Raw genomic sequence first — 25918 nt, 5'->3', positions numbered from 1 at the left:
TTATTTCACCTTTATTGGTATTCCACAGGTTACTAGATATACTTCCGAGGAAAGCCTTGCTACCTTTTGATTTATTTTTCCTATTATGTCCCTGTAAACCCTGGCCACATGATTTTCTGGCACTATTGAAGATCCAACCTCATTAGTAACAATCACAAGATTTCCTTGAACATCTTCAACTTTTTTTATTAAATTTTTTATTTCTTTCATCACTGCGTTTTCAACTTCACTTTGCATGTTTTGTGGTATTTTTTCTAAATTTCCGGTAATATCAAACATTATGTTAGAGGACATTACTGTTAGACAATCTAAAATATAATTTTCTGCATCTGTAACAGCCTTATATATATCATAATTCCCCTCATATGTTACCCACTCACTTGGTCTTGACTTTTTATGAAGTTCTACTCTTTCCTTCATCTCTCCATCATCTACTTTTGATGTAGCTATATAAACTACTTGCTTATTTCCACTATATAAGGATTCTGCAAAGGCACTTTTACCACTCCTTGCTCCACCCGTTACTAATATTATTTTACTCAACACTTACACCTCACCTTTATTACTCATATATTACATTATAAGCTATGTTATAAATATGTACACCTACAAATCTTAAATAAATATTGACAAATCTTAGTTTTAATGTTAGCATTGTAGAAAATTTTTAGAAAAGAGGGACCATATTTTGAGTGTGGAAAATGTAAGAAATTTTTTTTTAGAAAAAAACATGGAAGATCCTGTTTTTGAACTTGAGCAAAGCGGTGCGACTGTTGATCTTGCTGCAGAAACGTTAGGAATCCAGCCAGAGTTCGTTGCAAAAACCCTTGCTTTTAAAGTTAAGGAAAGGATTATTTTAATTGTTACAAGAGGCAATGCTAGAGTGGACAATAAAAAATTCAAACAATATTTTAAAACAAAAGCAAAAATGCTTAGTTTCGAAGAAGTTGAGCCAAAGGTTGGTCATCCTGTTGGTGGTGTATGTCCTTTTGGAATAAATAATAATGTTGAAGTATTTCTTGATGAATCCATACGTGATTTTGAATATGTATACCCTGCTGCAGGATCTAAAAGCACAGCTCTTAAGATTACACCTTTAGAAATGCTGAACTTAACCAAAGCTGATTGGGTTGATATTTCTACATACTAAAAACCATATACAAGTTAAAAAATTAATTATATTGAGATAGGAGAATGATTATGGATATTAATAGTATTGCTTTAAAATACAAGGATTATATGTTAGATTTAAGACGACATTTTCATAGTCATCCTGAATTAAGTTTTAAAGAATATGAGACATCAAAGAGGATAAAAAAAGAACTTGATAAAATGGGCATTCCATATAAGTCAGGAAACAACAATACTTCAATACTGGCAACAATAGAAGGGCATAAAAAAGGCAAAACCATTGCTCTTCGTACAGATATGGATGCACTTAGTGTTACTGAATGTACAACAGTTAGCTATAAATCACAAAATAAAGGTTGTATGCATGCATGTGGTCATGATGCACATATGGCATCACTTTTAGGTGCTGCTAAAATTTTAAAAGAAATTCAGCATGAACTTCCTGGAACTGTAAAACTTATATTTCAACCTGGTGAAGAAATGGGTCAGGGTGCTAAAAAAATCATTGAGCAAGGCATTCTTGATGGAATTGACAGTATCTTTGGCTTACATGTTATTAGTGATATTGAATGTGGTAAAATTTCAATAGACGCAGGTCCCAAAATGGCTTCTGCCGATACCTTTAAAATAACTGTCACCGGTAAAGGTGGTCATGGTGCAAAGCCCAATCAAGGCATTGATGCACTAGTAGTAGCATCTGCTATAGTATTGAATTTACAATCTATAGTAAGTAGAGAAATTGATCCACTAGAACCTGCTGTTGTAAGCATTGGTACATTTAAAGCTGGAACGCAATACAATATTATAGCTGATAATGCTGAACTATTTGGTACTGCAAGATGTTTTAATAATGATGTTAGAAAAAAAATACCAGTAGCTATGAGACGAATAATAGAAAATACAGCTAAATCCTATGGTGCAACAGCAAACCTTGACTATAGCTTTGCTGTTGCACCAGTAATTAATGACATTGAACTGTCTAAAATTGGTGAGTCAGCTGTTACCACTATTCTGTCAGAAGATGCCTTATTAAAAGACACTAAATTATTAATTTCAGAAGATTTTTCTGAGTACACTGAAAAAATACCTAGTGTATTTGCTTTAGTAGGTGCAAGAAATGAAAAAAAAGATGCTAAATATCCTCACCATAATGAAAAGTTTAATGTGGATGAAGATTGCCTTTTAATTGCCAGTGCACTTCATGCCCAGTATGCTTATGACTACCTTACAAAAATCAATTAGGCGGGGATTTATCTTCCCGCCTTTTGTTTTGCTGTTACATAATATCAAATCTTTATAAACTTAAAACTCGTTAGCAACCTTGGAGTAATCAGTTATTCCAAGCCTATTCCCAAAAGGGTCTTCAAATTCAACAGAAATACCTGTTCTAATCCCAAACGGTTCACTTAAAAATGTAATTCCTCTATCCTTTAACCTTTCAAATTCCTTTACAACATCATCGACAACAAACCAAATTGTAGGTTTGACGTTCTCAAATTTAGATTTATCTTTCAAAATTATCGCAGGCTCTTCATCCCCAACCTTATATGCAATCATACCACTTGATGAAAAATCAAATTTTAAGTCTAAGCCCAGTATGATATGGTAAAATTCTTTTGCATCACTAAGATTTCCCACAGGCAGGAAGAAATTATCGTATTTCATTTTATCTCGCTCCTTAGATTTTTATTTCTGAATATAATTTTAAATTATACTTTCCAAGCTGGAAGTTTAGCCAGCATTCCTTTAGCTGCTTTGCCTGCCACATTCCTATCTAGTCCTTGAGTTTTAATAATAAATCCGGTCATGGACTCCAGCTTTTCCTCATAGGACTGCATTGTACCATCGGGTCTTGCACAGTAAATACAATAATCTTTTTTCTCATCCCCCATAGCAAAATCTTTTTTAACTTTCATTGGCATTCCACAAGCTATGCAAATTTTCATTATAATATCTCCTCCTTTATTTTAGTTTGATCAAATTCATATAATGTTCAACTAGTTGCTCACCATATCTTTCTAAAACCGATTCATTAGGCGCAAACATATCGCCATTAATAAGATAGTAATGAATTAATCCAACCCACATATTGAATAGCAAATCAATAGGCATCCTACGTATTTTACATTCTTCCATTTCACGCTCAGCGATCTGAATAAGGTGAAATGAAATAGCTGACTGAATCATAATAAGCGAATTCCGTGCACTTTCAGGAAGTAATCGCTGTTCTGAAATCAATCTAGTATAAAAATTTTCATATTCCCTAATGCCTTTTATATGGGCCTTAAGGAGATCCTTCATACTAGCATTAGTACCAACCAATTCATGAAGCCTCTTAGTAAGCCGCAAACCAAAATCCTCTATCACTGCATCCAAAAGAATCTCACGTGTTGGAAAATGTGCAAATACAGTTCCATGTGATACTTTGGCCTCAGTTGCTATATCTGATGTGCGTGTAGTTGTTAAACCATCTTTAGCTAATTGCTTCAACGCAGCATCAAGAATATGCTTTCTTGTTTCTATCTTTTGTTTTTCTCTTTGTGACTCTTTCATATTATTGACTCCCAACTCATTGAGTTTATACTCATTAAATAAAATTATTTATTCAATGTCAATTATAATTTTCATTGGCTTATATTATATCAAAGATGGTAACATAGGTTACATATTTTCCCCACTAATAGGCTTATACTATGATTAAGAAATCTAAGGAGGCCAAAATATGAATAGTTTAATTAAAAATATAGAATTCTCTAAAGCTCTTAATTTAAAAGACTTAATATCTTACCAAGAGGGTCAAGTTACAAGTAGAACCATTGCCCAAGTACCTTCTGCGAATATAACATTATTTTCACTGGATAAAGGTGAAGGTATCAGCACCCACACAACTTCTGGCGATGCTATGGTTCAAATATTAGATGGCAGTGCAGAAATTACAATAGGTGACAATGTTTTTACTGTTAAATCGGGTGAAACAATAATAATGCCTTCCGATATTCCTCATGGACTTGAAGCCCGTGAAAGATTCCAAATGCTCCTAACAGTGATAAAACACTAACCAATAGGAGCACCGTAAAATTCATACTGAATTTTGCGGTGCTCCTATTGTTTTCATCTATCTATCACAATTTACGTTTCCTTTATCATACACAAAGCTCTTTAACACATTTTTAGCTGTCTCTTCATCTAAACTGTTAATTATATCTGATACAACTTCCATACTATTTGTCTTGCTTAATTTGTCATATACATCATTAGCTTTATTCTGTTTATCTATTAGTTCTTGAATTTCCATTATGACTAACCTCCTCGTAGTTTAACTTAACAATTTTTATCTTCTTATCTTAACTTGTCACTGCTCTTGGCTATTCTTATATTGATTAAAATACATGTTATAATATTTTCCTTTTTTATTTATAAGCTCTTCATGCTTCCCCATTTCTATAATCTCTCCACCATCTATAACCATTATTTTATCTGCATCCCTTATAGTACTAAGCCTATGTGCTATAATAAAACTAGTTCTTCCTTTCATTAATTTAAGCATCGCTTCCTGGATTCTAAGTTCTGTTCTAGTATCCACACTGCTAGTAGCTTCATCCAATATTAATATTGATGGATTTGTTAAAATTGCCCGGGCAATAGCTAAAAGTTGCCTTTGACCTTGGCTAAGATTGCTTCCACTTTCAGAAAGTTGAGTTTCATAGCCTTTAGGAAGCCTTTTTATGAATTCATGCGCATTGGCCATTTTAGCTGCATTTTGCACTTCTTTGTCTGTTGCATCTAGTTTTCCATATTTTATATTTTCTTTTATAGTCCCTGTAAAAAGATAGGTATCCTGAAGAACTATGCCAAAACATTTTCTAAGGCTATCTCTTGTATATTCACGTATATCCACTCCATCAATATATATTTTTCCTCCAGTAACATCATAAAATCTTGTAAGCAAATTCACAATTGTAGTCTTACCTGCACCCGTTGGTCCCACAAGTGCTATACTTTCACCAATCTGGGCTTCAAAATTAACATTTTTAAGAATATTTACGTCTTTTCTATATCCAAAATATACATTAACAAATTGAACATGCCCCTTAGGATTATTAATTATTCGAGAATTTTTTACATCTTCTGTTTCTTCTTGTGCGTCCAATATTTCAAATACCCTTTCAGCACCAGCTACAGCAGATTGAAGTGTATTAAATATACTAGCAAGATTATTAAGTGGTCTAACAAATTGTCTTGAATAGCTCAAAAAGCTTGCAATTACACCTACTGTAATCATATTTTCTACTGCAAGGATTCCTCCTACTCCAGCCACGGCTGCAAATCCAATATTATTTATAACATTCATAATCGGCATCAAAAATCCAGAAAATATTTGGGCCCTAAGTCCTACCTCACATAATCTATTGTTTATTTCATCAAATTCTTCCACTGTTTTATCTTCATGGTTAAAAGCTTTCACTATATAAATTCCAGATATAGTTTCTTCAATATGCCCATTAAGTTTTCCAAGTTCCATTTGCTGAGATTTAAATAGCTTTCCCGTTCTTTTTGCGATAGTTCGAGTTAATAAAAATACCAATGGAACAGTAATTAAACTAGCTAGAGTAAGTATTGGACTTAAAATTATCATCATAATAAGTGAACCAAATATAGTTATAATTCCTGACATAAGCTGAATAACCGACTGAGAAATAGTAGTACTTACATTGTCTATATCATTGGAAAGTCTACTCATAATATCTCCATGACTATTGGTATCAAAAAAAGCCACTGGCAATTTTTGAAGCTTTAAAAACAGTTTGTTTCTCATGGACATAACTATTCGCTGACTAGATGACGCCATGGCAAATCCTTGGAACAAATTTATAGCTGCATCAGCCAAATATGATATTAGTAAAGCAATTACCATTATACTTAAAAGATTAAAATCCACTTTTCCATTTTTATTAGTCATAGCATCCACAGAACGTCCTATTAAATACGGTGCTAAAAGTACTATGGCAGAATCAATTATTATAAGTACAAATATTATTGATAATGTTTTTCTTTCAGATCCAAAATAGCCCCATAATCGCCTTAAGGTTTTTCTGAAATTTTTAGGTTTTACTACAGGTGCCATGTTTCTCCTTGGTCCTCTGCCATGTGCAAATGGCACATTCACATTATTTGTGGTATCTTTATATTTATTCTCTGGCATCTATATCATCTCCTTTCCAATTTGAGAAAGGAATATATCATTATATAGGCTGCAATTTTTTAAAAGTTCTTCATGCTTTCCAATACCTTTTATTTCTCCATTGTCTATTACTATAATTTTGTCAGCTCCCATTACTGAAGTTATTCTGTGTGCTATTAAAATACAAGTTAAGTCCCTAGCATATTTTTTTAGACTTTCCCTTATTTTAACTTCTGTATCCGTGTCAACTGCGCTGGTAGCATCATCGAGTATAAGAATCTCCGCTTTTTTTACTAACGCTCTTGCAATGGATATACGTTGTTTTTGGCCTCCAGAAAAATTAACGCCACCCTGCCCAATTCTAGTATTATATCCTTCTGGACATTTTTCAATGAAATCATTTGCCTGCGCTACTTTAGAAGCATCTTGTATTTCTTCTAGACTTGCCTTTTCACTTCCCCATTTCATGTTGTCCATTATTGTTCCAGAAAACAGAAGTGCCTTTTGTGGAACTACTGCTATCTTATCTCGTAATGACTTTATATCTAGCTCCATAACATTTATACCATTAATTTTTACTTCTCCACTTGAAATATCATAAAACCTAGGAATTAAATTAACAAGAGTGCTTTTCCCAGACCCTGTTGAACCTATTATTCCAACAGTTTCTCCTTGAAGGCAAGTAAATGATATATCCTTTAATACAGGTTCCTTGTCCCTATCATATGAAAAAAATACGTGTTCAAAATCAACTCTTCCTTTGATTCTTGAATTATTTGTAGTTTTTGTTCCATTTATCATAGTATTTTTTTCTGAAAATACTTCACTAATACGTTCTGACGATGCTCTAGCTCTTACTAGCATTGTAAAAACATTAGTGACCATCATAAGTGAAAATAATATTTGTGTCATATAATTAGTAAATGCAATTATTTCTCCTACATGCATTGTACCCTTGTTTACATTTATTCCACCTATCCAAATAACTAGTACTATTCCAATATTTACTGAGAGTCCAATAACCGGTGTGAAAATAGATGCTATTTTCATAGCCGTAGTAGAATTTTTAGTTAGCTGCGTATTTTTTTCTTCAAATCTTTCTGTTTCATATTGGAACCTATTAAAAGCTTTAACAACTCTTACTCCTGATAAATATTCTCTCATAACTCCATTTACACTATCAAGCGCCTTCTGCACTTTAATAAAAAAAGGGTATCCAAGTTTCATATTTCCATATATAAGAATAGCCACAATGGGTACAATTGCATATAAAATCATAGATAACTTTAAGTTTAATCTTGAAGCCATTATTATACTTCCAACACCTACAATTGGTGCTTTAATAAATATCCTCATAAGTCCATTCACAAAATTTTGAACCTGCACAACATCATTTGTTAGCCTCGTTACTAAAGTAGCTCCTTCAAATTTATCTACATTTGCAAAAGAAAATCCTTGTATTTTTTTAAATAAATCAGATCTCATTTCCGTTCCTAATTTTTGTGAAACATTGCTGGATATTATGTTACGAATTGTTGCAGCTATTGCTCCCAGCCCTGCAATAATAAGCATAATAATTCCCATTTTGATTACATAATTTAAATTTTTATTTGCTACTCCTTTGTCCACAATTTGAGACATTATTGTAGGTTGCATTAAATCACAAAATGCTTCTAGTATTACAAAAAATACTGCTACAGAAAATCCCTTCCAGTATTTATGTGCATATACTTTAAAATAGCCCAAAGTAGATCACCCCTGTCATTCTAATATTCCTAGCTTCATTATACTTTCCCATTTTTTTTATCAAACCTTATCAACCAAAGTATTGGAATCATAAAGATTAAGGCCATAAATCCGCAACCAAAGAATCCGAAGTTTGGTGCAAATTTCTCTGTAATGGCACCTGCGAAGAGATTCCCAATAGGTGTAGTTCCATTATTAGCTAAAGTGTACACACTCATTACTCTCCCTCTATATTCGTTACTTGTATTTATCTGGATTGTTGTATTTACTGAAGCAGAAAAGGCTACAGTAAAAAAACCAACCATTGATAATATTATTGATGATACTAAATAGGAATGCGTAAATAACAAACCAATTTGAAAAAGGCACACTAATATTGAACTACCATAAAGTAGCTTTTTACTTGGACCTTTTCTACTTCTAGTTGCAACGGTTAAAGCTGCCAAAAAAGATCCTACACCCATTACCGATAAAAGAATACTATATCCCCCAGCGCCTTGATGAAGTACTGTGGTGGCAAAGGATGGAATAATGACATCTGAATTCATAGAAAAGGTTCCTACCGCAAACATTGATAACACTGCTGCTAAAATTATTTTATTTGATTTAATATACTTTAACCCTTCCTTTACATCTATAAATATATTTCCACTTGCCCTTTTCTCATGTGAATAAGTTGGTTTAATTAAAACTATACCTATAATTACGGCTATAAAGCTTACTCCGTTAACAAAAAAGCATAAGGCAGTTCCAATTCTAACCATTAGATATCCAGCAATTGCTGGTCCTATTATTCTTGCTACATTAAACACTGCGGAATTTAGTCCAATAGCATTTACAATATTTTTCTTTTCCACCATTTCTGGTATAAAAGATTGTCTTGTAGGCATATCCCATGCATTAACGCATCCCATTATTCCTGCAATAACAAGTACATGCCAATACTGTACTGTGCCACTCCATACTAGAAAGGCTAGTATAAATGCCAGCATCATTAATATGCTTTGGGTAATTATAAGGACTCTTTTTTTATTAAATCTATCTATAAATACTCCAGCAAATAGCGTAAATAAAAGCACTGGAGTGAATTGTACAACACCTAAAATTCCTAATAATAATGGGGACTTTGTAAGGCTATACACTAGCCACTGTTGTGCCGTCCTCTGCATCCAAGTACCCAGTAAAGATACACATTGACCTGTCCAAAAATATCTAAAATTAACTTCTTTGAGTGCAGGAAAATTATTAGTTCCCTTTCTTCTTAATGCAACTAAACTACTCATTAATATCTTCTTCTTTGCTTAAAAGTTTTTTTAATAATTCCTCTTCAAGCTTGTAATGCGAAAGAAGGTATTCTCTTATAATCAATCTTTTTGTAGGGTATAATTCCTTTGATTTCTCAAATCTTTTATTAAAATCCTCCAAAAAAGATTCTAACTTTTTAAGACGCACTTCAATAAGTTCATCAAACTCTTCTTTTTCAAGAAATTTTCTACAGGATAATCCTATACTAAGATTAAAATAATAAGGTTCAATATTTTGAAGAATCTCTCTTGTAGAATCAAAAAATATTTCATCACCTTTACTACTTATATGATATCTTTTCCTCTGAGGCATATTTCCTTCTTTTTCAAATGTATACTCTAAAAGACCCTTCTGACACAATCTATCAAGCACTTGATAGATTGTTGCACCTGAAATTTTAACCCATTGTCTTAATTGCCTATCGTCTATTAAACGTTCAAGTTCATAGGCATAATAAGGTTTAGTCTTGATAAACTTCAATAAAATTAATTCTGCATTTGATAGCATACTGTCATCTCCAATACTATTGATAATAGTACTATTATCAATAGTAGTCAATATCCTTATTAAAAAAATCTACCTCAATATGATTTTTTTTGATCATTTGAGGATACCTTCAGTGTACTTGTCATTATAAGCGACATCCCAATACATATTACAGCTATTATTATAAATATAATAATTAATGAATGTATTCCATAATTAAGTGAAGCTTTAACCTGATCAGCAGAAATATTTTTACTTTGTTTATTAGAACTATATAGATTACTAGCAGCTACACCAATAATGCCAAGTTTATCTAAATATTTCGAAATATTTAGATTCAGTATAACTCCAAACGTAGCTACACCTACAGTTTGTCCAATAGTTTTTAACAAAGCATTGGCACCTGTAGCTGCTCCTCTTTTAGTATAATCTACAGATTCTTGAATCACTATGGTAAGTGTAGTTAGTGCTCCTCCATATCCAAATCCAATAATAAATGCATAAATAACAACTAATGCTATAGATGATTTTATATTCAGTGTATACATAAATAAAGTGCTTATAAAAATAATAAAGGTTGAAATTAGAACTGCAAATTTTTCTCCATATTTTTGCAAGGTTTTTGATAAAATAAATGAAGAAAAAATCCAGGATATAGACATTGATGCCACGGATATTCCAGATATAGTAGCACTAAATCCTAAAACGTTTTGTATATATACAGGTAAATATACATCAGTTCCAATCAATATAGCTGATACCAATAAACTTATTAGATTTACAACATTTGTCTGAACTGAAAATATATCAAAAGGTATCAGTGGATCTTTAGCCTTCTTCTCTATGATATAAAATAAAAAGAGCGAAATAGCTGTACAAAGTAATGGAACTATTAATTTAAATGACAATATTTCAGTATTTTCGTTCAAAGATATAATAGTGCATAAAAATATTATTATAGCTAGGGAAAATGTTATTATACCACCGTAATCTATATAACTTTTTTTCTTTTCGAATTTTTCATTTAAGTTTTTTTGAAGAAGAATAATTGAAAAAATGCCAAAAGGAATATTTATATAAAATATCCAATGCCAAGATAGGCGGTCAATTAAAAATCCTCCTAAAAAAGGTCCTAAAAGGCTTGCTATTCCCCATACAGAGCTAATCCATCCTTGAACTTTCCCTCTTTCCTTTACTGAAAATACATCACCAACTATTGTGTATGATACCGTAAATATTGCTCCAGCACCAATACCCTGTAGTCCTCTAAATATAATTAACTCATACATATTCGTTGATATACCACATAAGGCACTTCCAATTAAAAATATTATAATTCCTGTAATCAAGGCTCTTTTTCTCCCGTACATATCAGCAATCTTCCCATAAATTGGAGTTGAAATTGCTGATGTTAATAGATACACAGAAAAAACTAAGCTTATCATATCAAAACCATTTAAACTTTTAACAATAGTAGGCATTGCTGTTGTTATAACTGTCCCTTCCACTGCACCAAGAAACATTGCCACCATCAGTGAAATAACTATACTCCTTTTTCTTGAATCCATATTTTATCACATACTTTCAAAAAATTATACATCTAATACTAGTTTCACTTTATTATATTAACATATTGATATATCACTTCATAGCTAAAAAAGAATGTTAGGAGACTTTGTTTACAAATCTACTAACATTCTTTTATATTAACTAATTGTATTATTTTGTCCCAAGGCAAAATTTCCTTAACTTGTCACTTATCACGGCTTGTTATATGGTATTTTGTACTAACTTCAGTATTGTTTCTTTTTTATTACAAAGTTCTAGTTTATCAATGAAGTTAACCACCTGTTCAGCACTATTTTCATTAATATATTTTTTTTGCCAATATTTTATTCCTCTCAATTTCTCTTTGTTGTTTTTTTGCAAATCACAAATGGTGTTATATATATTTTTTATATCATAGCAGCACACACCCAAATTATATTTTTCTGCAAAATATGGATTGCCCTCTTCCTGACCTGGTAATGCCCCTGTTATTATTAATGGTACATTGCAGACTACAGATTCCATCATAACATTAGGGCTTGCTCTTGCAAATGCAACATCTGATGTTGCCATAAGTTCTTGAATATTATCTACAAATCCATAAATTTTAACCCTATCGCCATATTTTTGCATCAATGATTGTTCTAGCCTCTTTTTTAGATTTTTGTTTTTACCTGCTACAATATTAACGTTACAATTAAAGTTTTTCAGAAGAATATGTGCAATTTTTTTCATATTTCCTACACCTTCTCCACCACTCATGATAAGGCACTTTAACATTTCATCTCCATTTCTTTTGTTTAACTCTTTGTCACTTAATTTTGTAACATTATTGTAATAAAATCTTTTTCTTACAGGCAAACCTAACACCTTTATCTTATTCTCTGGAATTCCATATTCTATACACTTTTCTTTAGCCTCTACAGTTGGGCTAATAATATATTCTGCCCTGCTATCAGCCCAAAGTGGAGATATGCTTATAAGATCTGCGATTAATGTTACCACCGGGATTCTATAATGATTTTTACTTAGCAAATCTATAATGGAACCATTAAAATTAGGGTGAACTGATAATATTAGATCCGGTTTGACTTGTTTAATTAAATTTAAGAACTTCTCCTTTATTGCTATTTCTACTATTTCATTTATTAGTGCTGGCTTTACCGATGAAATATCCCATATTAGTTCCCATAACCCCTCTGCATTTCTTGTAATAACTCCATAGGATTTACCAATACTTATAAGTGGCTTACCTCCAAGTGAAAATCCGTCAACTACATGAACCTTTATATTTTCTTTTTCACTAAATTTTTCTTGCAATGCCTCGGTTATACTCTTATGCCCATTTCCAGTATGATTTGAGGAAATAATAAGTATATTTTTGATCATAATAAGACTCCTCTCATATGCTAACATAAGCATTATGAGTTTATTTTATGAAAAAATGAAATTTATATTCATTTTTTTATTTAGGCATCTTCATTTAAATCAAAATAAGAACGTACCCATAAAACTTTAGGATACGTTCTTTCTTTATTTATATATATTTTTAATTTTTAAAGCTATGTATAGGTGCTGGTACTCTTCCACCTCTAGCTATAAAATCTTCACTTGAAAACTCACTTAATTTCATTATTGGAGCTTCTCCTAAGAGACCACCAAACACTGCTCTTTCTCCTAGTGCCTTACCATATACAGGAATTAATCTGACTGCTGTGGTCTTATTATTTACAACACCAATGGCTACTTCATCAGCAATAATTCCTGAGATTGTTGCTGCTGGAGTATCTCCCGGTACAGCAATCATGTCAAGGCCTACTGAACAAACACACGTCATTGCTTCCAACTTCTCAATATTTAAAGCCCCTGATTCCACAGCTGCTATCATTCCTTCGTCTTCACTTACTGGAATAAAAGCACCACTTAAACCACCAACATGTGAAGATGCCATTACTCCACCCTTTTTAACAGCATCATTAAGCATAGCCAGTGCCGCTGTAGTTCCATGGCATCCACAAGTTTCCAGTCCCATTTCTTCTAATATTCTTGCAACACTGTCACCAACTGCTGGAGTTGGAGCTAGTGATAAATCAACTATTCCAAATGGAATACCAAGTCTTTTTGATGCTTCATTTGCTACAAGTTGACCTGCTCTTGTAATTTTAAAAGCTGTTTTTTTGATTGTTTCTGTTACCACATCAAAACTTTCACCCTTAACGTTTTCTAAAGCTGATTTTATAACTCCTGGGCCACTAACCCCAACATTTATAATGCATTCAGCTTCTCCAACTCCATGAAAAGCTCCTGCCATAAATGGGTTATCTTCTACCGCATTACCAAACACAACGAGCTTTGCACAACCAATACTCTCTCTATCTCTTGTCATATATGCAGTTTTCTTTATTATTTCACCCATATCTCTTACAGCATTCATATTTATTCCTGCTTTTGTAGTCCCAACATTTACTGATGAACATACGATATCAGTAACAGCCAATGCTTCTGGTATGGAACTTATAAGTATCTTGTCACCCTTAGTACATCCCTTATGTACTAAGGCGGTAAATCCGCCTATAAAATTAACTCCCACAGCCTTTGCTGCCGCGTCAAGAGTTTTTGCATACTCTACGTAACTTGTATCACTACTACTTTGAGCCACTATTGATATTGGTGTTACAGATATTCTTTTATGAATTATTGGAATACCATACTCTGCTTCTATCTCCTCACATACCTTAACAAGATCTTTAGCTTTTGTAGTAATCTTATCATATATCTTTGCCCTAGACTTTTCTCCATCGCTATCAGCGCAATCTAGTAATGATATCCCCATGGTTACTGTTCTAATGTCAAGATTTTCTTTATCAATCATCTCAATGGTTTCTAGTATACTCTTATTATCTATCATATTAATTCTCCTAATCTAATTTATTGGTTTCTTCTATTGTGATTATATTATAGTTCATGCATAACAGTAAATAAATCTTGTCTTTGAAATTTTATTGTTACTCCAAGTTTCTCTGCTTCTTCTTTAATCTTATTGTTTAGTTCCTTAAACCCAACTTCCATTTTATCTAAATCCACTAACATAATCATTGTAAAGTAGTTTTGTAGAAGTGTCTGATTTATATCCATAATGTTTATTTTATTTTCCGATAACAAAGTTGATACCCCTTGAATAATACCTATTTTATCTTCACCAATTACAGTTATAAATGCTTTCATTTTAATATGCCCCCTAATTATAATTTTAGTAAAATATCGTAATTCAACTTAATAAAAAAAGAGACTAATATTAGTCTCTGAATTACAAACAAAATAAAGGAAAATAATACTAAATGCTTAATAAATAGCATATTACTACTCTTTATAAATGTTCTCTGTTCTTTTACCTGAGAGTTTCACTAAAAAACTTAGCTTTCCCCTTCGGTGCTCTTTGAGTCTCTCCAGAGTTTCGTCCAATAACGGTCTAATACTATCCCACTATCTTCATGCGAATTATTAAATTGATAAGGTTATTTTAACACAATACATTTAGACTAATCAATACAAACTTTTTGTTTATTTTAATATTTTTAAATAATAAGAGATTCTTTTAAATTAAATAATATTTTTTCTGGATGTTCTGCCTCCATAATAGATGACATGACTGCTATCCCCGATGCCCCATTTTTCATTACTTCTGGAGCATTTTCTGAATTAATTCCGCCTATTGCAATAACAGGTGCTTTAACTGCAGAGCAAATTTTATTTAAAAAAGAAGTTCCCCTCCCTTCTAACCCCTTTTTACATTCTGTATTATATATGTGTCCAGCAATTGCATAGTTTATGTGTATTTTATTTACAATTTCAGCTTCTTCTAAAGAATGTATAGAAACACCTTTTATTCCCTTGTATTCTTTATGAAAACTGAGTAGATCATTATACTTGAAATGTATACCATCAGCCTTTGACCTCTCACTCACCTGATAATTACCATTTACGATAACTTTAATACTGCTATTTACTGCTTTTTTTACTTCAATTGTCAATCTATATAACTGCTCATCCTCCAAATCTTTTTCCCTAATTATAATTGCATCTGCACCATATTTTGCACAAGCTTTTGCTATATTACATAAATTCCCATATCTAATAAGTTTTCTATTTGTAATAATGAATAACTTTCCTTCCATTTCATTAACACTCCTTTTATTAAATATTAGAAACAATTAACTAAAAATAAATCAACCTCCTCCTACAAACCTTATTAATTCAACCTTTGATTCTGATCCTAGCTTTTTAGTCTTGAATTCATCTTTTGGAATAATTTCAAGATCAACTTCAATAACAATTCTTTCTGCATCAATATTTAGTTTTTTTAATAAATCTTCAATTGTTATACCTATTTCAAAATCTTGCTCCTCGCCATTAATTATCATCACTTTGCCCCCTTTGCTTTATAGTTTAAATATGATTATAAATCCAAATTTTCATTATTTAATATTTTCTTCATAGTTCTAGCTGAACACATCTTTCCACACATAGTGCAAGTCTCAGGATGCTCTGGTGAAGATTCTTTTCTATATCTACGTGCTTTTTCACCATCAATAGCTAGATTAAACATTGTTTCCCAATCTAAATCTGCTCTTGCCTTACTCATGGCATTATCCCAATCTCTTGCACCTTTTATTCCCTTGGCAATATCTCCTGCATGAGCTGCAATCCTAAATGCTATTATTCCCTCCTTCATGTCTTCAATTGTTGGTAACCGTAAATGTTCTGCTGGAGTAACATAACATAAAAAATCTGCTCCGCTAGAAGCTGCTATTGCTCCTCCTATTGCTGCTGTTATATGATCATATCCTGGAGCAATATCTGTAACTAGTGGTCCTAAAACATAAAATGGTGCACCATGACATAATTTCTTTTCCAAAAGCATATTAGCTTTTATTTCATTTAGTGCCATATGCCCTGGTCCCTCGACCATAACTTGTACATTTTTATTCCAAGCCCTTTTTGTAAGTTCTCCTAATGTGATAAGTTCTTTTATCTGAGATGCATCCGTTGAATCATCAATGCACCCTGGTCTGCAGGCATCACCTAAAGAGATAGTTATATCATATTTTTCACATATATCTAAAAGTCTATCGTAATATTCATAAAAAGGATTTTCTTTCTTGTTAAGTTCCATCCACGCAAATAAAAGACTTCCACCTCTTGAAACAATATTGGTAAGTCTTGGATTCGCCTTAATAACTTTTGCAGTTTCTAGATTCATACCTGCATGAACTGTTATAAAATCGACACCATCTTTACCATGTTTTTCAACGACTCTAAAGAAGTCATCCACGGTTAAATCCTGTAGTTCTTTATCATTAAAACCGATAGCATCATACATCGGTACTGTTCCAATCATAGCTGTTGACATTTCTATTACTTGTTTTCTAAGGTGCTCCGTCTTTCCATAATTGGATAAATCCATAATTGCGTCTGTTTTCATCTCCAGTGCTACTCTAACCTTGTCCAGTTCTTTTTCAAGATTTGGGCAATCCTGGGATATGCCTAAATTTACATTTATTTTTGTTTTAAGTCCTTCTCCAACTCCTGCTGGTTTTAATGACATGTGATTTTTATTTGCCGGAATAACCACCACGCCCCTTGCAATAAGCTTACATAATTTTTCTTCCTCCATATTTTCATTTTTTGCAACCACTTTCATTTCCTTTGTAATAATTCCCCTTTTAGCAGCATCCATTTGTGTTGTATAATCCATTTTTTACACTCTCCTTTAAATTTATGTATCTGAAATAAAATAAAGCCAGACGCAGGAAGCACGTCTGGCTTTTATTTTAAATTTTTGCAATAAAAAAAGCTTACAAAAGCAAGCTGGATTTAAAATAAAATCTTTGCTTCCCTACGGCGGTCTTAACCACATCAGGTTCGTAGAGTTGGAATTCAATTCCTCTCAGCCTATTGGCACCCCTAGCAATCATTTCTTATTCAATTAACATTTTTATTATACTATAAAAAAAATACAATGTAAAATATATTTTTAATACTGAAAATGTATTAATTCTAACAATTTAATACATTTGTTCTTAAATTTGAATTGAAATTATACATGTTTACTGGTATATTTTTATGTGATACATAAAAATATAAAATTAAGGTGGTATTATATATGAAGAATTTAGAAATAGATTCTGAAATCAATAAAATTTTGTCAGAGCTTGAAAAAGTAAAATATAAAAATTTCAATAAAACCATTTTAATTTGTAACCAAGCAATTGAAATGTGCAAAAAAGCTAATTTTCATATTGGAATATCTTTATGCCTTTATAGGAAGGGTGAAGCCCTAAGTGCATTAGGCAAATATGATGACTCTTTGTCTATTCTTTTTGATTCAATTAATTTATCTCAAAAAAATAATATTTGTGATTTACAAATAGCTGCTCAAATAATTATAGGCAATATATTATTCGAGCTTGGCGATTACGAAAAAAGTTTTGATTTTTATATTTCAGCAAAGAAGCTTGCGGCGAAAATAGCTTCAAGTAAAAATTATTTCTCAAATTCATGTTATGAAATTTATTCTGCAAAAGCTTGTACAAATATTGCAGAAGTATATAAAATACTTGGTGACTTTGAAAATGCATTTGTTTACTATAAGGAAGCAGAGATCCTAGACAAAAGTGTGGATTATAGTTCTACTATGGGAGTATCTTTGAGTAATCTTGGTCAAATAAATTATATAAATGGTAATTATGATTCCGCAGAAATATTAATAAAACATGCTTTAAAAACAATGACATTTTACGAATATAATGTAGCTATAGCTGAAACCTATGGAATATTAGCATCCATTTACGATAAAAAAGGAAGCTACGAGAAAGCCGAAAACTACTTTTATAAGGCAATAAACGTTGATATTAAATATTCTAATAAATATTATAAAATAGATGCTCTTATATCTTATAGTGAATTCTTATTAAATCGCAAAGACACTAATAATGCATTACATCAATTAAAAAAAGCTTATAATATTGCAAAATTCAACAACCTAATAACCAAAAGTATGGACATATGCAAAATTGTTTCAAGTGTATATGAAAAATTGAATGATACTTATAACGCCCATAAATATTATAAGCTATATTTTAGTTTTGAAAACCACCATGACCAGATTATTAAAAATCAAAGAACTGATACATTAAAGATAAAAAATAAATTATCTAATCTTGAAAAAGAAAAAATTGATATCCTAAAAAAAAGTGAAAAATTAGATAAAACCATTAAAAATATATCAATAATAAGTGAACTGGGCCAAAAAATAACCTCAACTCAGGATTTAGACTCAATTTTGCAAATATTAGGTACTACTATAAAAACAATTATGAATTCAGATAGTTTTGCACTTGCTTTATATGATGAGAATAAAAAATTGCTTAAGTATGATTATTGTAATGAGAATAATGAATTCATGAAATTACCCAATGTACTCATAAAAAGCAGATCAAGTATTGCTGCTTATTGCCTTCGGAAAAATAAATTCATAGTTATTGATGATATTAAATCACAATTTTCAAACTATGTAGACAATCCTAACTATATAAAAGATAATATGAATAATTCTTGGATTAATTCTGCCATTTATTCTCCACTTGTTGTAGGCAATAATTTTGTTGGTATTATGACAGTTCAAAGTGCTAAAAAGAAAGCTTTTAACGCATATAAAATAGAAATGATGAAGGCACTTTCTGCCTATGCTGCAATTGCAGTAAATAACTCAATTAAAACCATGAATTTAAAAAGTGAGATTGATAAAAGAAAAAAAGCTCAGCATGATCTTCAAAAACTAAATGATTCTCTCCGTTTTTTTTCTGAAAATGATAGTTTGACCGGTATTGCTAATAGAAGGAAATTTGATGCTGCCTTAGAAGATGCCTGGGTAAAAGCCAAAATGTATAAAGATGCCCTTTCCTTAATTATTCTGGATATAGATTTTTTCAAAGAATATAATGATGCATATGGTCATATTGAAGGTGATAACTGCCTTGCCATGATTGGAAAATTACTCACCCAATCACTTCAAGAGAATTATACTGTTGCTAGGTATGGTGGAGATGAATTTGTAATTATATTACCCGGTTCTTTGCTTAAAAACACCATTGAATTTGGAAATAAGCTTATAAAAAAAATTGAGCATATGAAAATTAAGCATTCAAATTCAAAAATTAAAAACATTGTAACAATAAGCCTTGGTGGAGCATGCGTTGTTCCAAATGATAATATTAGTATTATACAATTTATAAAATTTGCAGATGACGCTTTATATACTGCCAAGCTTAATGGCAGATCTCAAATAGTTGCCAAAGAAATAGCTGGAATCAATAATGTTATAATTAATTAACCTTTATTGATTTTTTAGCATTTCTTCTATTTCTTCAGATTTAACTGGTTTGCTAAATATGTAGCCTTGCACAATATCGCATTTTTTATCATTTATTATTTGTAATTGATCTATGGTTTCAATTCCCTCCACCACCACTTCAATATCAAGATCGTGTGCAATATTAATAATTCCATTAACTATAGATTTTTGTTTTGAATTTGTACATATGTCATCTACAAAAGATTTATCTATTTTTAATATGTTTATTGGTATAGTTCTTAAATAAGTTAATGATGAATAGCCTGTACCAAAATCATCCAAAGCAATTCTTATACCATATTGTTTTAGTTGTTTTAATATTTTCACGTTTTTATCCATAGATTCCATAAGCACACTCTCTGTTATTTCAATTTCAACTAGTTCCGGCTTTATTCCAGCCTTATCGATAGAATTTTTAACATTTTTAACAAAATCCACTTGTTGGAGTTGAACCGAAGACACATTAATTGAAATACGTATTTCAGAATAATTTTTATTAATCCATTTCATATTTTGTTTTAGTGCTGTTCTCATAACCCATTCACCTATAGGAATTATAAGTCCTGTTTTTTCAGCTATTGGTATAAATTGAATCGGTGATAAATGTCCTAATTCTTTACTATTTATCCTTACCAATGCTTCATTACCTATAATTTTACCAGTTTTTAAATCAATTTGTGGTTGATAACATAGGTATATCTCATTTTTACTAATCGCTGTTCTAAGAACTCTCTCTATTTTCATGTCATTGATTATTTTTTCAGACATGGTTTCATCATAAAATTTATATCTGTTTTTTCCCTCATCTTTTGCCTTATACATGGCAGTATCAGCATTTTTTAAAATTATATTAGTATCATTTCCGTCCTTTGGAAACACAGTTATACCTATACTTGCAGCTGTAAATAACTTGATCTTGTCTATATTAAATTTCTTATGAAATACATTTAATATTTTACTGCTCAATGCTACTATTTCCTCGTCGCTTTTTACATCTGTCATCATAATGAGAAATTCATCTCCACCAAATCTGCATATCATATCATTCTCTCCGATTACAGTAGACACCTTTTCACTTATCACCTTTAGTAATTTGTCCCCCACATCATGACCAAATGAATCGTTTATCTTTTTAAAATCATCCAAATCCACAAATAATACTGCACCATTCACACCTTTTGTAACACTATTTATAATTTGCTCATTAAGTTTTTCTATAAATTTAGTTCTATTTGGTATTCCTGTTAAAACGTCATAGTAAGCCAGCTCATTTACTCTCTTTTGTGCATCTTTTGCAGCGGAAATATCAGAAAACGTCCCTAATATCTTTATCGCCTTACCATCAGTATTATATATTACTTTTCCTCTATTAAGTACCCATATTTTTTTCCCAAATGATGTAATTATCTCAACTTCATTTCTGAATACTTGGTTTTTTTTGTTTATATGCTCTCTAATATCAGTATAAAACTTTTTATTATTATCAGGTATTATTGCAATTTCTATTAATTTTTTTATATCATCATAGTTATTTTTATATCCTGTCATTTTACTGAAATTGTCTGAAGCATAAAAATCATTTGTTTCTAAATTCACTTCCCATATCACATCATTTATCCCTTCTACTGTTTCTCTATATTTATTTTCACTTATTTCAAGTGCATTTTTGCTCTTATATAGTTGTTGATATTGATTACGAAGTTCTTCCTCAGTTACATACAATTCCTCATATACGGAAGATAATTCAGCATAATTATTATTTAATTTTTCAATCATATCATTATATTTATCTGTAAGTTCACCCATTTCGTCCTTTACATTATAATCAGGTATTTTAATCAATTCACCTGGTTGTGCGACTTTCATAGATGATATTAACTTAGTTATTGGTTTTGTAATAGACCTTGAAAAAATAATACTTACTATGGTTGATATTATTAAAACTAACAAAGTTATTCCCATAATAATATATAATTCAATTGAACTAATTTTATTTATTTCATTCATATCTTCACTCATAACAAAAATCCACTTAGTGTCTTGTATTACTATAGCTGCCATAAATTTATTTTGATTTTGATACCGATAATTCCCTGTCCTCACAATAGTAGAATTATTATATTTAATGTTCTTAACTATATTTTTCACTTCACTATTTTCAACTTTACTCCCTATTTTATTGGAATCGGGATGGTAAATAATAGTTCCACTGTCATCAACCAAGTAAGCATAGCCTGTTTGACCCATCTTAACATTTGAAAATATATTTTTTAAGTAATCTGAATATATATTCCCAATAAAAATTCCGATTATTATGCCATTGTCATTTCTAATTGGTGACGCTATGGAAAACAAAACTTTATTGTTTTCTGAAGAAAAAACAGATTGCTGGATGTTCACTTTACCCTTTAAAGCTTCTGCAATGGATTTTTCATCTTTTATATTCCCTAGCTTAGAATTACTACTAAATAATACTTTTCCATTCTTATCTGTAATATCACAACTATATATTTCAGAATTATCATTAATAATTTTTTTTATCTGATCTTGCATTTTATCAGCATCTGATTTTTTTAAATCTTCTTGAGTTTTTTCTGAAAAATCCACCATATCACTTTTTTGTGAATACACCTCAATTTTTAATTTTTCTGAATTTAGCCTTGATGTTAATGCATCATTCTCAGCTGTTGTTAACTGAATAACATTATTTTTACTATTATTCACAAAAATAATAGAGGTATAATGATATATAAAAAAGCTCACTATTAATATTGGAATAGAAACCATCAAAATTATGGTAACAGGTAATTTTTTCTTTATAAGCATATATAATCTCCCTTGCTTGGAATAATAGATATAAAATCATATTGTTTTCACAAAATACATATATTTAATGTTACTTTATTTTTCTATCTTTATCAACAAAAGTATAAAATTTTAGTTTTTTTGTTGTAAATAATTCATTTATTTTCCATGAGTATATTTTTTATAATTAAGTAAACTAAATGTGAAAATATTACTACTAAGAAAGGGTGTTTATAATGGGAAAACAATTAAAATCTAGTACTAATAACCAATGGGCATCACAAAATATTAAACCTCCGGTTACTCCAAATAATTCTAGTAAGAAAGAAAAAACAGCTACTGACAACCAATGGGTATCAACATCTAAGAACAATTCCTCTGAAAAATAGATCTTAGCTATCTGAAATAAAATATGTGGGTAACTCATAATTTTAAATCTATGGGTTATCCACATATCTACTGAAATTCCTATGCTCTTTTATGATTCTCGACTTTTCAGCCAGCTTTTCCTCAATAATAATTTTCTCTTTGTCAGCTTTAAATAATTTTTTTTTATAATAATTATTTTGTTCTCTAAGCTTGTCGTTATCTTTTTTATAATAATCCACTTTTTCTTTTTGCCATGCAATTTCTTTTTGGTTCTCAATCTGTACAAGTTTTATTTTTTCAAATTCCGACAATATTCTTTTGAAATAATTTTTCAAATCCCTTATTTCAAATGTTTCATTATCTTCACTTATTTGTTTTTCTCCATCTACGTTTTTTTCTTCTAATGTAAGATTTTTTATTTCTCTGCACGTAATTATCATATTCAAAGTGTTTTCATCAATAATTTCAGAAAAAAAAGTATCCTTTATAACCTTTGTAGTTGTATCTAAAACATCTATTGCAACTCTATTATCATCACTTTTACTCACCACTAATAAAATGGTTTTATCTGGTGAAGCGCAAAATATTTTAGGTTTCTTAAATGTTGTATTTACTATATCAATATTTCTTTCGTTTAATATATCAATAACTTGAAGTTTATTTAAACCTGCATTTATTATATATAAAAATTTTCCACATAGCTCCATTGAAGTTATTAATGATTTTTTTTCAAAATCTATTTCAATATTTTCCCCGTTTACACTATCTAGTATAAATATATTGCTCTTATATTTTTCTGTAAGTCCACCTTTGTTTGCAACGTATATGTATTTACCGTTTTGTCCAATGCAAAACTTGAAAGGACTGTTTCCTAAATTCTCATATTTTGAAATCAATTTTAAATTTGAAGTATCAAATGATTTTAATTCTTTTTTTAATATATCTAATATGAAAATTATTTTTCTTGTTTTATCGAGTTCTATGCAGCTAGCAGCGCTAAACCCAGATATGCTACCTATCTTATCCCCATTAGTTAAATCGTAAACCCATACTTTTGCTGTATCACAAACGTATATTTTATGATTTTGCAAATCCACGTTAATCTTACCATTATTATGGATATTCCAAACTTTATTAATTTTATATTGCTTATCTATAGATACAATTTTATTTGTTTTATAGTTAATAAAATATATATTATTATTTTCATCCAAGTATATGTTATTATGCGGAGTTTCCATCTCAATTTTATTTATTATTTTATTACCATCTGCAATTGTAATGTAACTTTTATTAGAATTACATAAAAAAATGACATACTTTTTCTCTATCACAAAATATATCTCACCACCTAATTTATTGATCACTGGATTTTCTTCTTAAAAAGCGGTTAATAAAAGTCTTGTTCCTTTCCAATTCCACATCATCCATTAGTTTTTTGTTTTCTTCACTTAAAATATTTACCTGTTTTTGAAGTAAAACATTTCTTTCATCATTTTCCTTAAGTTGTTTTTTTAGATCACTACTTATTATCTTTTCTTCTTTTAGTTGATTTTTAATTCTATCTAATTCTTTTTGAATACTCTCTTGTAATTGCAAAAACATGCTATTATTTTTGCTAGTCAATATATTTTTGTTATTCTCTTCATATTCTCTAATTATTCCCTGTTTTTTTTCTAATTGCATATTAATAAATGCAATCTCCTTTTCTAATCTTTCATTATCCTTATTAACTCTTATAATTTCATCATTGTATCTTGATTGATCAACTTTATTAGTATCATCTATATCTTTCTCTATAAGCCTATCGTAATCTAAAATTTCAAACTTAGGTTCATTTGTAACATAAATTTTTCTTCCTTCAATAAGATTATTTGCTGAATAAAAATAAGAATTATAAACCTTAATATTATAACTTTGCTCAATTTTAGCCTTCTTGACTTTATTCCATTTTCCATCAGTAAAACTAGAATAAACTATTAAATTATTTTCTATCCAACTAGAATATAATTTTTTGTCACTATTAAACATCATTGGTTCTATGATTTCATTTTCGCTTTCATGTATCCTTGAGCTTTCCTTAATACCTTTTTCATCTATACATACACCTTCAAGGAAATATGTATTTCCTTCCTTCCATTTGTTTAATATATGATTCCCAATAACATCAAAATCAATATCTTCCCCCTGAACAGAATAGAGCCATTTTGCTACTGTCCAATTTTTATTTACATAATTGCAACTTTTTAATGCTACCCCATCGCCTTCATCTGTAATGAAAATAACAAACAAGCTATTTATTTCATTCAACTGAATTTTAAAATATTCCATTGAATTTACTGGTAAAATCACATCTGCTATGGTGTTTAATGTTGTATCTTCACCGTTCCAAATACAATTCATTAATACTCCATGATCACCGCCTTCATTTTCCTTCATTAAATAGAAAATATGCATTTTGCTTTCAAAAATTTTTATTTTTATTTCTTGAACTATAAAATTATTATCGATACTATAGAGTACCTTCCCTAACCATTTTTTATTTTTCATAGTACAATATCTTAATTCATTTTTAATATTACAATACACAATATGTATTGTTTCATCTTCTATATATGTGCTATATGCAGTCACTCCACTATCGATCAGCCTTTCATCTGTCCATTTTTCTTCTTCATACATTATTTTATAATATAAATCGCCATTAGCATTAAGATTTAAAATCCATATATTATTTAATAAGTCAATATATATCCATGGGAAGATAATACTCATAAACATTCACCTCTATAAAATTATATTTCAAATGATTTATTTTTATAACTTTATAGATTAAGATTTTTATTTAAAGGTTTCACAGTACATCACCATTTTTAGCTTTATGCATATGATGTACTGTAAGCATTATATAGATTTTCACCTAATTCATATTC

24 protein-coding genes and 2 riboswitches are annotated in these 25918 nt (G+C 30.3%); of the genes, 5 read left to right on the top strand and 19 right to left on the bottom strand.

Translation table 11 applies throughout. The features are described from left to right. Positions 1 to 543, bottom strand: coding sequence for a bifunctional adenosylcobinamide kinase/adenosylcobinamide-phosphate guanylyltransferase (gene cobU / locus BR66_RS0117680; RefSeq protein ID WP_026884095.1), 543 nt, complete (start codon positions 541 to 543; stop codon positions 1 to 3). A 145-nt stretch (positions 544 to 688) separates the two neighbouring features. Between cobU and BR66_RS0117675 the strand changes: the two genes are divergently transcribed. Both BR66_RS0117675 and BR66_RS0117670 read left to right on the top strand, forming a co-directional pair. Then, a complete protein-coding gene (locus tag BR66_RS0117675; protein WP_026884094.1) occupies positions 689 to 1150 on the top strand; it encodes a YbaK/EbsC family protein in 462 nt (153 codons plus the stop codon). Positions 1151 to 1200: 50 nt separating this feature from the next. Continuing rightward, on the top strand, positions 1201 to 2373 hold the full coding sequence (locus BR66_RS0117670; RefSeq protein WP_026884093.1) for a M20 family metallopeptidase: 1173 nt from the start codon (positions 1201 to 1203) through the stop codon (positions 2371 to 2373). Positions 2374 to 2433: 60 nt separating this feature from the next. Here the strand turns inward: BR66_RS0117670 and BR66_RS0117665 are convergent, their stop codons facing one another. From BR66_RS0117665 to BR66_RS0117655, 3 genes are read right to left on the bottom strand one after another with little or no spacing between them, the layout of a single operon-like run. Beyond that, positions 2434 to 2796, bottom strand: coding sequence for a VOC family protein (locus BR66_RS0117665; protein WP_026884092.1), 363 nt, complete (start codon positions 2794 to 2796; stop codon positions 2434 to 2436). Between the two features lie 44 nt (positions 2797 to 2840). Next, positions 2841 to 3077, bottom strand: coding sequence for a zinc ribbon domain-containing protein (locus BR66_RS0117660; protein ID WP_026884091.1), 237 nt, complete (start codon positions 3075 to 3077; stop codon positions 2841 to 2843). A 16-nt stretch (positions 3078 to 3093) separates the two neighbouring features. Next, positions 3094 to 3684 carry a TetR/AcrR family transcriptional regulator gene (locus BR66_RS0117655; protein WP_026884090.1) on the bottom strand — a complete coding sequence of 197 codons (591 nt, stop codon included), beginning with the start codon at positions 3682 to 3684 and terminating at the stop codon, positions 3094 to 3096. 169 nt (positions 3685 to 3853) lie between these two features. Between BR66_RS0117655 and BR66_RS0117650 the strand changes: the two genes are divergently transcribed. Beyond that, positions 3854 to 4189 (top strand): cupin domain-containing protein, encoded by a 336-nt coding sequence (locus BR66_RS0117650; protein ID WP_026884089.1) that lies wholly within the window; start codon positions 3854 to 3856, stop codon positions 4187 to 4189. 57 nt (positions 4190 to 4246) lie between these two features. On the opposite strand, the gene BR66_RS0117645 is transcribed toward BR66_RS0117650, so the two are convergent. From BR66_RS0117645 to thiC, 12 genes are all read right to left on the bottom strand, one after another. Next, positions 4247 to 4426, bottom strand: a complete 180-nt coding sequence (locus tag BR66_RS0117645; protein WP_026884088.1) for a hypothetical protein — start codon at positions 4424 to 4426, stop codon at positions 4247 to 4249. A gap of 57 nt (positions 4427 to 4483) precedes the next feature. Further along, on the bottom strand, positions 4484 to 6334 hold the full coding sequence (locus BR66_RS0117640) for an ABC transporter ATP-binding protein (RefSeq protein WP_026884087.1): 1851 nt from the start codon (positions 6332 to 6334) through the stop codon (positions 4484 to 4486). Beyond that, on the bottom strand, positions 6335 to 8059 hold the full coding sequence (locus BR66_RS0117635) for an ABC transporter ATP-binding protein (RefSeq protein ID WP_026884086.1): 1725 nt from the start codon (positions 8057 to 8059) through the stop codon (positions 6335 to 6337). 38 nt (positions 8060 to 8097) lie between these two features. Then, positions 8098 to 9342 (bottom strand): MFS transporter, encoded by a 1245-nt coding sequence (locus BR66_RS0117630; RefSeq protein ID WP_026884085.1) that lies wholly within the window; start codon positions 9340 to 9342, stop codon positions 8098 to 8100. Then, positions 9335 to 9871 (bottom strand): PadR family transcriptional regulator, encoded by a 537-nt coding sequence (locus tag BR66_RS0117625; protein WP_026884084.1) that lies wholly within the window; start codon positions 9869 to 9871, stop codon positions 9335 to 9337. The genes BR66_RS0117630 and BR66_RS0117625 overlap by 8 nt, the downstream gene beginning before the upstream one ends. A gap of 74 nt (positions 9872 to 9945) precedes the next feature. After that, positions 9946 to 11418, bottom strand: a complete 1473-nt coding sequence (locus BR66_RS0117620) for an MDR family MFS transporter (protein ID WP_026884083.1) — start codon at positions 11416 to 11418, stop codon at positions 9946 to 9948. A 202-nt stretch (positions 11419 to 11620) separates the two neighbouring features. Beyond that, on the bottom strand, positions 11621 to 12787 hold the full coding sequence (locus BR66_RS0117615) for an MGDG synthase family glycosyltransferase (protein WP_026884082.1): 1167 nt from the start codon (positions 12785 to 12787) through the stop codon (positions 11621 to 11623). A gap of 160 nt (positions 12788 to 12947) precedes the next feature. Continuing rightward, positions 12948 to 14306, bottom strand: a complete 1359-nt coding sequence (locus BR66_RS0117610; RefSeq protein WP_026884081.1) for a PFL family protein — start codon at positions 14304 to 14306, stop codon at positions 12948 to 12950. A 47-nt stretch (positions 14307 to 14353) separates the two neighbouring features. After that, positions 14354 to 14623: an ACT domain-containing protein gene (locus tag BR66_RS0117605; protein WP_026884080.1), complete on the bottom strand. Its 270-nt coding sequence runs from the start codon at positions 14621 to 14623 to the stop codon at positions 14354 to 14356. Between the two features lie 145 nt (positions 14624 to 14768). Next, positions 14769 to 14858, bottom strand: a riboswitch (glycine riboswitch). 115 nt (positions 14859 to 14973) lie between these two features. Then, positions 14974 to 15573 (bottom strand): thiamine phosphate synthase, encoded by a 600-nt coding sequence (locus tag BR66_RS0117600; protein ID WP_026884079.1) that lies wholly within the window; start codon positions 15571 to 15573, stop codon positions 14974 to 14976. A 51-nt stretch (positions 15574 to 15624) separates the two neighbouring features. Then, complete coding sequence (thiS, locus tag BR66_RS0117595) at positions 15625 to 15819, bottom strand: sulfur carrier protein ThiS (RefSeq protein WP_026884078.1); 195 nt, start codon at positions 15817 to 15819, stop codon at positions 15625 to 15627. A 35-nt stretch (positions 15820 to 15854) separates the two neighbouring features. Beyond that, the gene (thiC, locus tag BR66_RS0117590; protein ID WP_026884077.1) at positions 15855 to 17153 is read right to left on the bottom strand and encodes a phosphomethylpyrimidine synthase ThiC; all 1299 of its coding nucleotides are present in this window, start codon (positions 17151 to 17153) and stop codon (positions 15855 to 15857) included. A gap of 121 nt (positions 17154 to 17274) precedes the next feature. Then, positions 17275 to 17374, bottom strand: a riboswitch (TPP riboswitch). 187 nt (positions 17375 to 17561) lie between these two features. Here thiC and BR66_RS0117585 point away from each other — a divergent pair. Continuing rightward, positions 17562 to 19790: a sensor domain-containing diguanylate cyclase gene (locus tag BR66_RS0117585; RefSeq protein WP_026884076.1), complete on the top strand. Its 2229-nt coding sequence runs from the start codon at positions 17562 to 17564 to the stop codon at positions 19788 to 19790. Between the two features lie 3 nt (positions 19791 to 19793). On the opposite strand, the gene BR66_RS0117580 is transcribed toward BR66_RS0117585, so the two are convergent. Further along, the gene (locus tag BR66_RS0117580; protein ID WP_026884075.1) at positions 19794 to 22637 is read right to left on the bottom strand and encodes an EAL domain-containing protein; all 2844 of its coding nucleotides are present in this window, start codon (positions 22635 to 22637) and stop codon (positions 19794 to 19796) included. A 215-nt stretch (positions 22638 to 22852) separates the two neighbouring features. Between BR66_RS0117580 and BR66_RS26170 the strand changes: the two genes are divergently transcribed. Further along, positions 22853 to 23005, top strand: coding sequence for a hypothetical protein (locus tag BR66_RS26170; protein WP_169738173.1), 153 nt, complete (start codon positions 22853 to 22855; stop codon positions 23003 to 23005). Positions 23006 to 23053: 48 nt separating this feature from the next. Here BR66_RS26170 and BR66_RS0117570 read toward each other — a convergent pair whose 3' ends face one another. Beyond that, the gene (locus BR66_RS0117570; RefSeq protein ID WP_026884074.1) at positions 23054 to 24352 is read right to left on the bottom strand and encodes a YncE family protein; all 1299 of its coding nucleotides are present in this window, start codon (positions 24350 to 24352) and stop codon (positions 23054 to 23056) included. Beyond that, entirely contained in the window at positions 24342 to 25760 is a 1419-nt protein-coding gene (locus BR66_RS0117565; RefSeq protein WP_026884073.1) for a coiled-coil domain-containing protein, read from the bottom strand. Before BR66_RS0117565 ends, BR66_RS0117570 begins: the two co-directional genes overlap by 11 nt. Positions 25761 to 25918 lie beyond the last annotated feature (158 nt).

The organism is Clostridium akagii DSM 12554 (assembly GCF_000686725.1).
GTDB lineage: Bacteria > Bacillota > Clostridia > Clostridiales > Clostridiaceae > Clostridium_I > Clostridium_I akagii.
This window is presented reverse-complemented; position numbering and strand designations above follow the sequence as displayed.

Bases quoted from the DNA above. Each gene is read 5' to 3' on its own strand.
- BR66_RS0117670 (WP_026884093.1), top strand. From the start codon at position 1,201: ATGGATATTAATAGTATTGCTTTAAAATACAAGGATTATATGTTAGAT.
- BR66_RS0117665 (WP_026884092.1), bottom strand. From the start codon at position 2,796: ATGAAATACGATAATTTCTTCCTGCCTGTGGGAAATCTTAGTGATGCA.
- BR66_RS0117660 (WP_026884091.1), bottom strand. From the start codon at position 3,077: ATGAAAATTTGCATAGCTTGTGGAATGCCAATGAAAGTTAAAAAAGAT.
- BR66_RS0117655 (WP_026884090.1), bottom strand. From the start codon at position 3,684: ATGAAAGAGTCACAAAGAGAAAAACAAAAGATAGAAACAAGAAAGCAT.
- BR66_RS0117650 (WP_026884089.1), top strand. From the start codon at position 3,854: ATGAATAGTTTAATTAAAAATATAGAATTCTCTAAAGCTCTTAATTTA.
- BR66_RS0117645 (WP_026884088.1), bottom strand. From the start codon at position 4,426: ATGGAAATTCAAGAACTAATAGATAAACAGAATAAAGCTAATGATGTA.
- BR66_RS0117640 (WP_026884087.1), bottom strand. From the start codon at position 6,334: ATGCCAGAGAATAAATATAAAGATACCACAAATAATGTGAATGTGCCA.
- BR66_RS0117630 (WP_026884085.1), bottom strand. From the start codon at position 9,342: ATGAGTAGTTTAGTTGCATTAAGAAGAAAGGGAACTAATAATTTTCCT.
- BR66_RS0117625 (WP_026884084.1), bottom strand. From the start codon at position 9,871: ATGCTATCAAATGCAGAATTAATTTTATTGAAGTTTATCAAGACTAAA.
- BR66_RS0117620 (WP_026884083.1), bottom strand. From the start codon at position 11,418: ATGGATTCAAGAAAAAGGAGTATAGTTATTTCACTGATGGTGGCAATG.
- BR66_RS0117615 (WP_026884082.1), bottom strand. From the start codon at position 12,787: ATGATCAAAAATATACTTATTATTTCCTCAAATCATACTGGAAATGGG.
- BR66_RS0117610 (WP_026884081.1), bottom strand. From the start codon at position 14,306: ATGATAGATAATAAGAGTATACTAGAAACCATTGAGATGATTGATAAA.
- BR66_RS0117605 (WP_026884080.1), bottom strand. From the start codon at position 14,623: ATGAAAGCATTTATAACTGTAATTGGTGAAGATAAAATAGGTATTATT.
- BR66_RS0117600 (WP_026884079.1), bottom strand. From the start codon at position 15,573: ATGGAAGGAAAGTTATTCATTATTACAAATAGAAAACTTATTAGATAT.
- thiS (WP_026884078.1), bottom strand. From the start codon at position 15,819: ATGATAATTAATGGCGAGGAGCAAGATTTTGAAATAGGTATAACAATT.
- thiC (WP_026884077.1), bottom strand. From the start codon at position 17,153: ATGGATTATACAACACAAATGGATGCTGCTAAAAGGGGAATTATTACA.
- BR66_RS0117585 (WP_026884076.1), top strand. From the start codon at position 17,562: ATGAAGAATTTAGAAATAGATTCTGAAATCAATAAAATTTTGTCAGAG.
- BR66_RS0117580 (WP_026884075.1), bottom strand. From the start codon at position 22,637: ATGCTTATAAAGAAAAAATTACCTGTTACCATAATTTTGATGGTTTCT.
- BR66_RS26170 (WP_169738173.1), top strand. From the start codon at position 22,853: ATGGGAAAACAATTAAAATCTAGTACTAATAACCAATGGGCATCACAA.
- BR66_RS0117565 (WP_026884073.1), bottom strand. From the start codon at position 25,760: ATGAGTATTATCTTCCCATGGATATATATTGACTTATTAAATAATATA.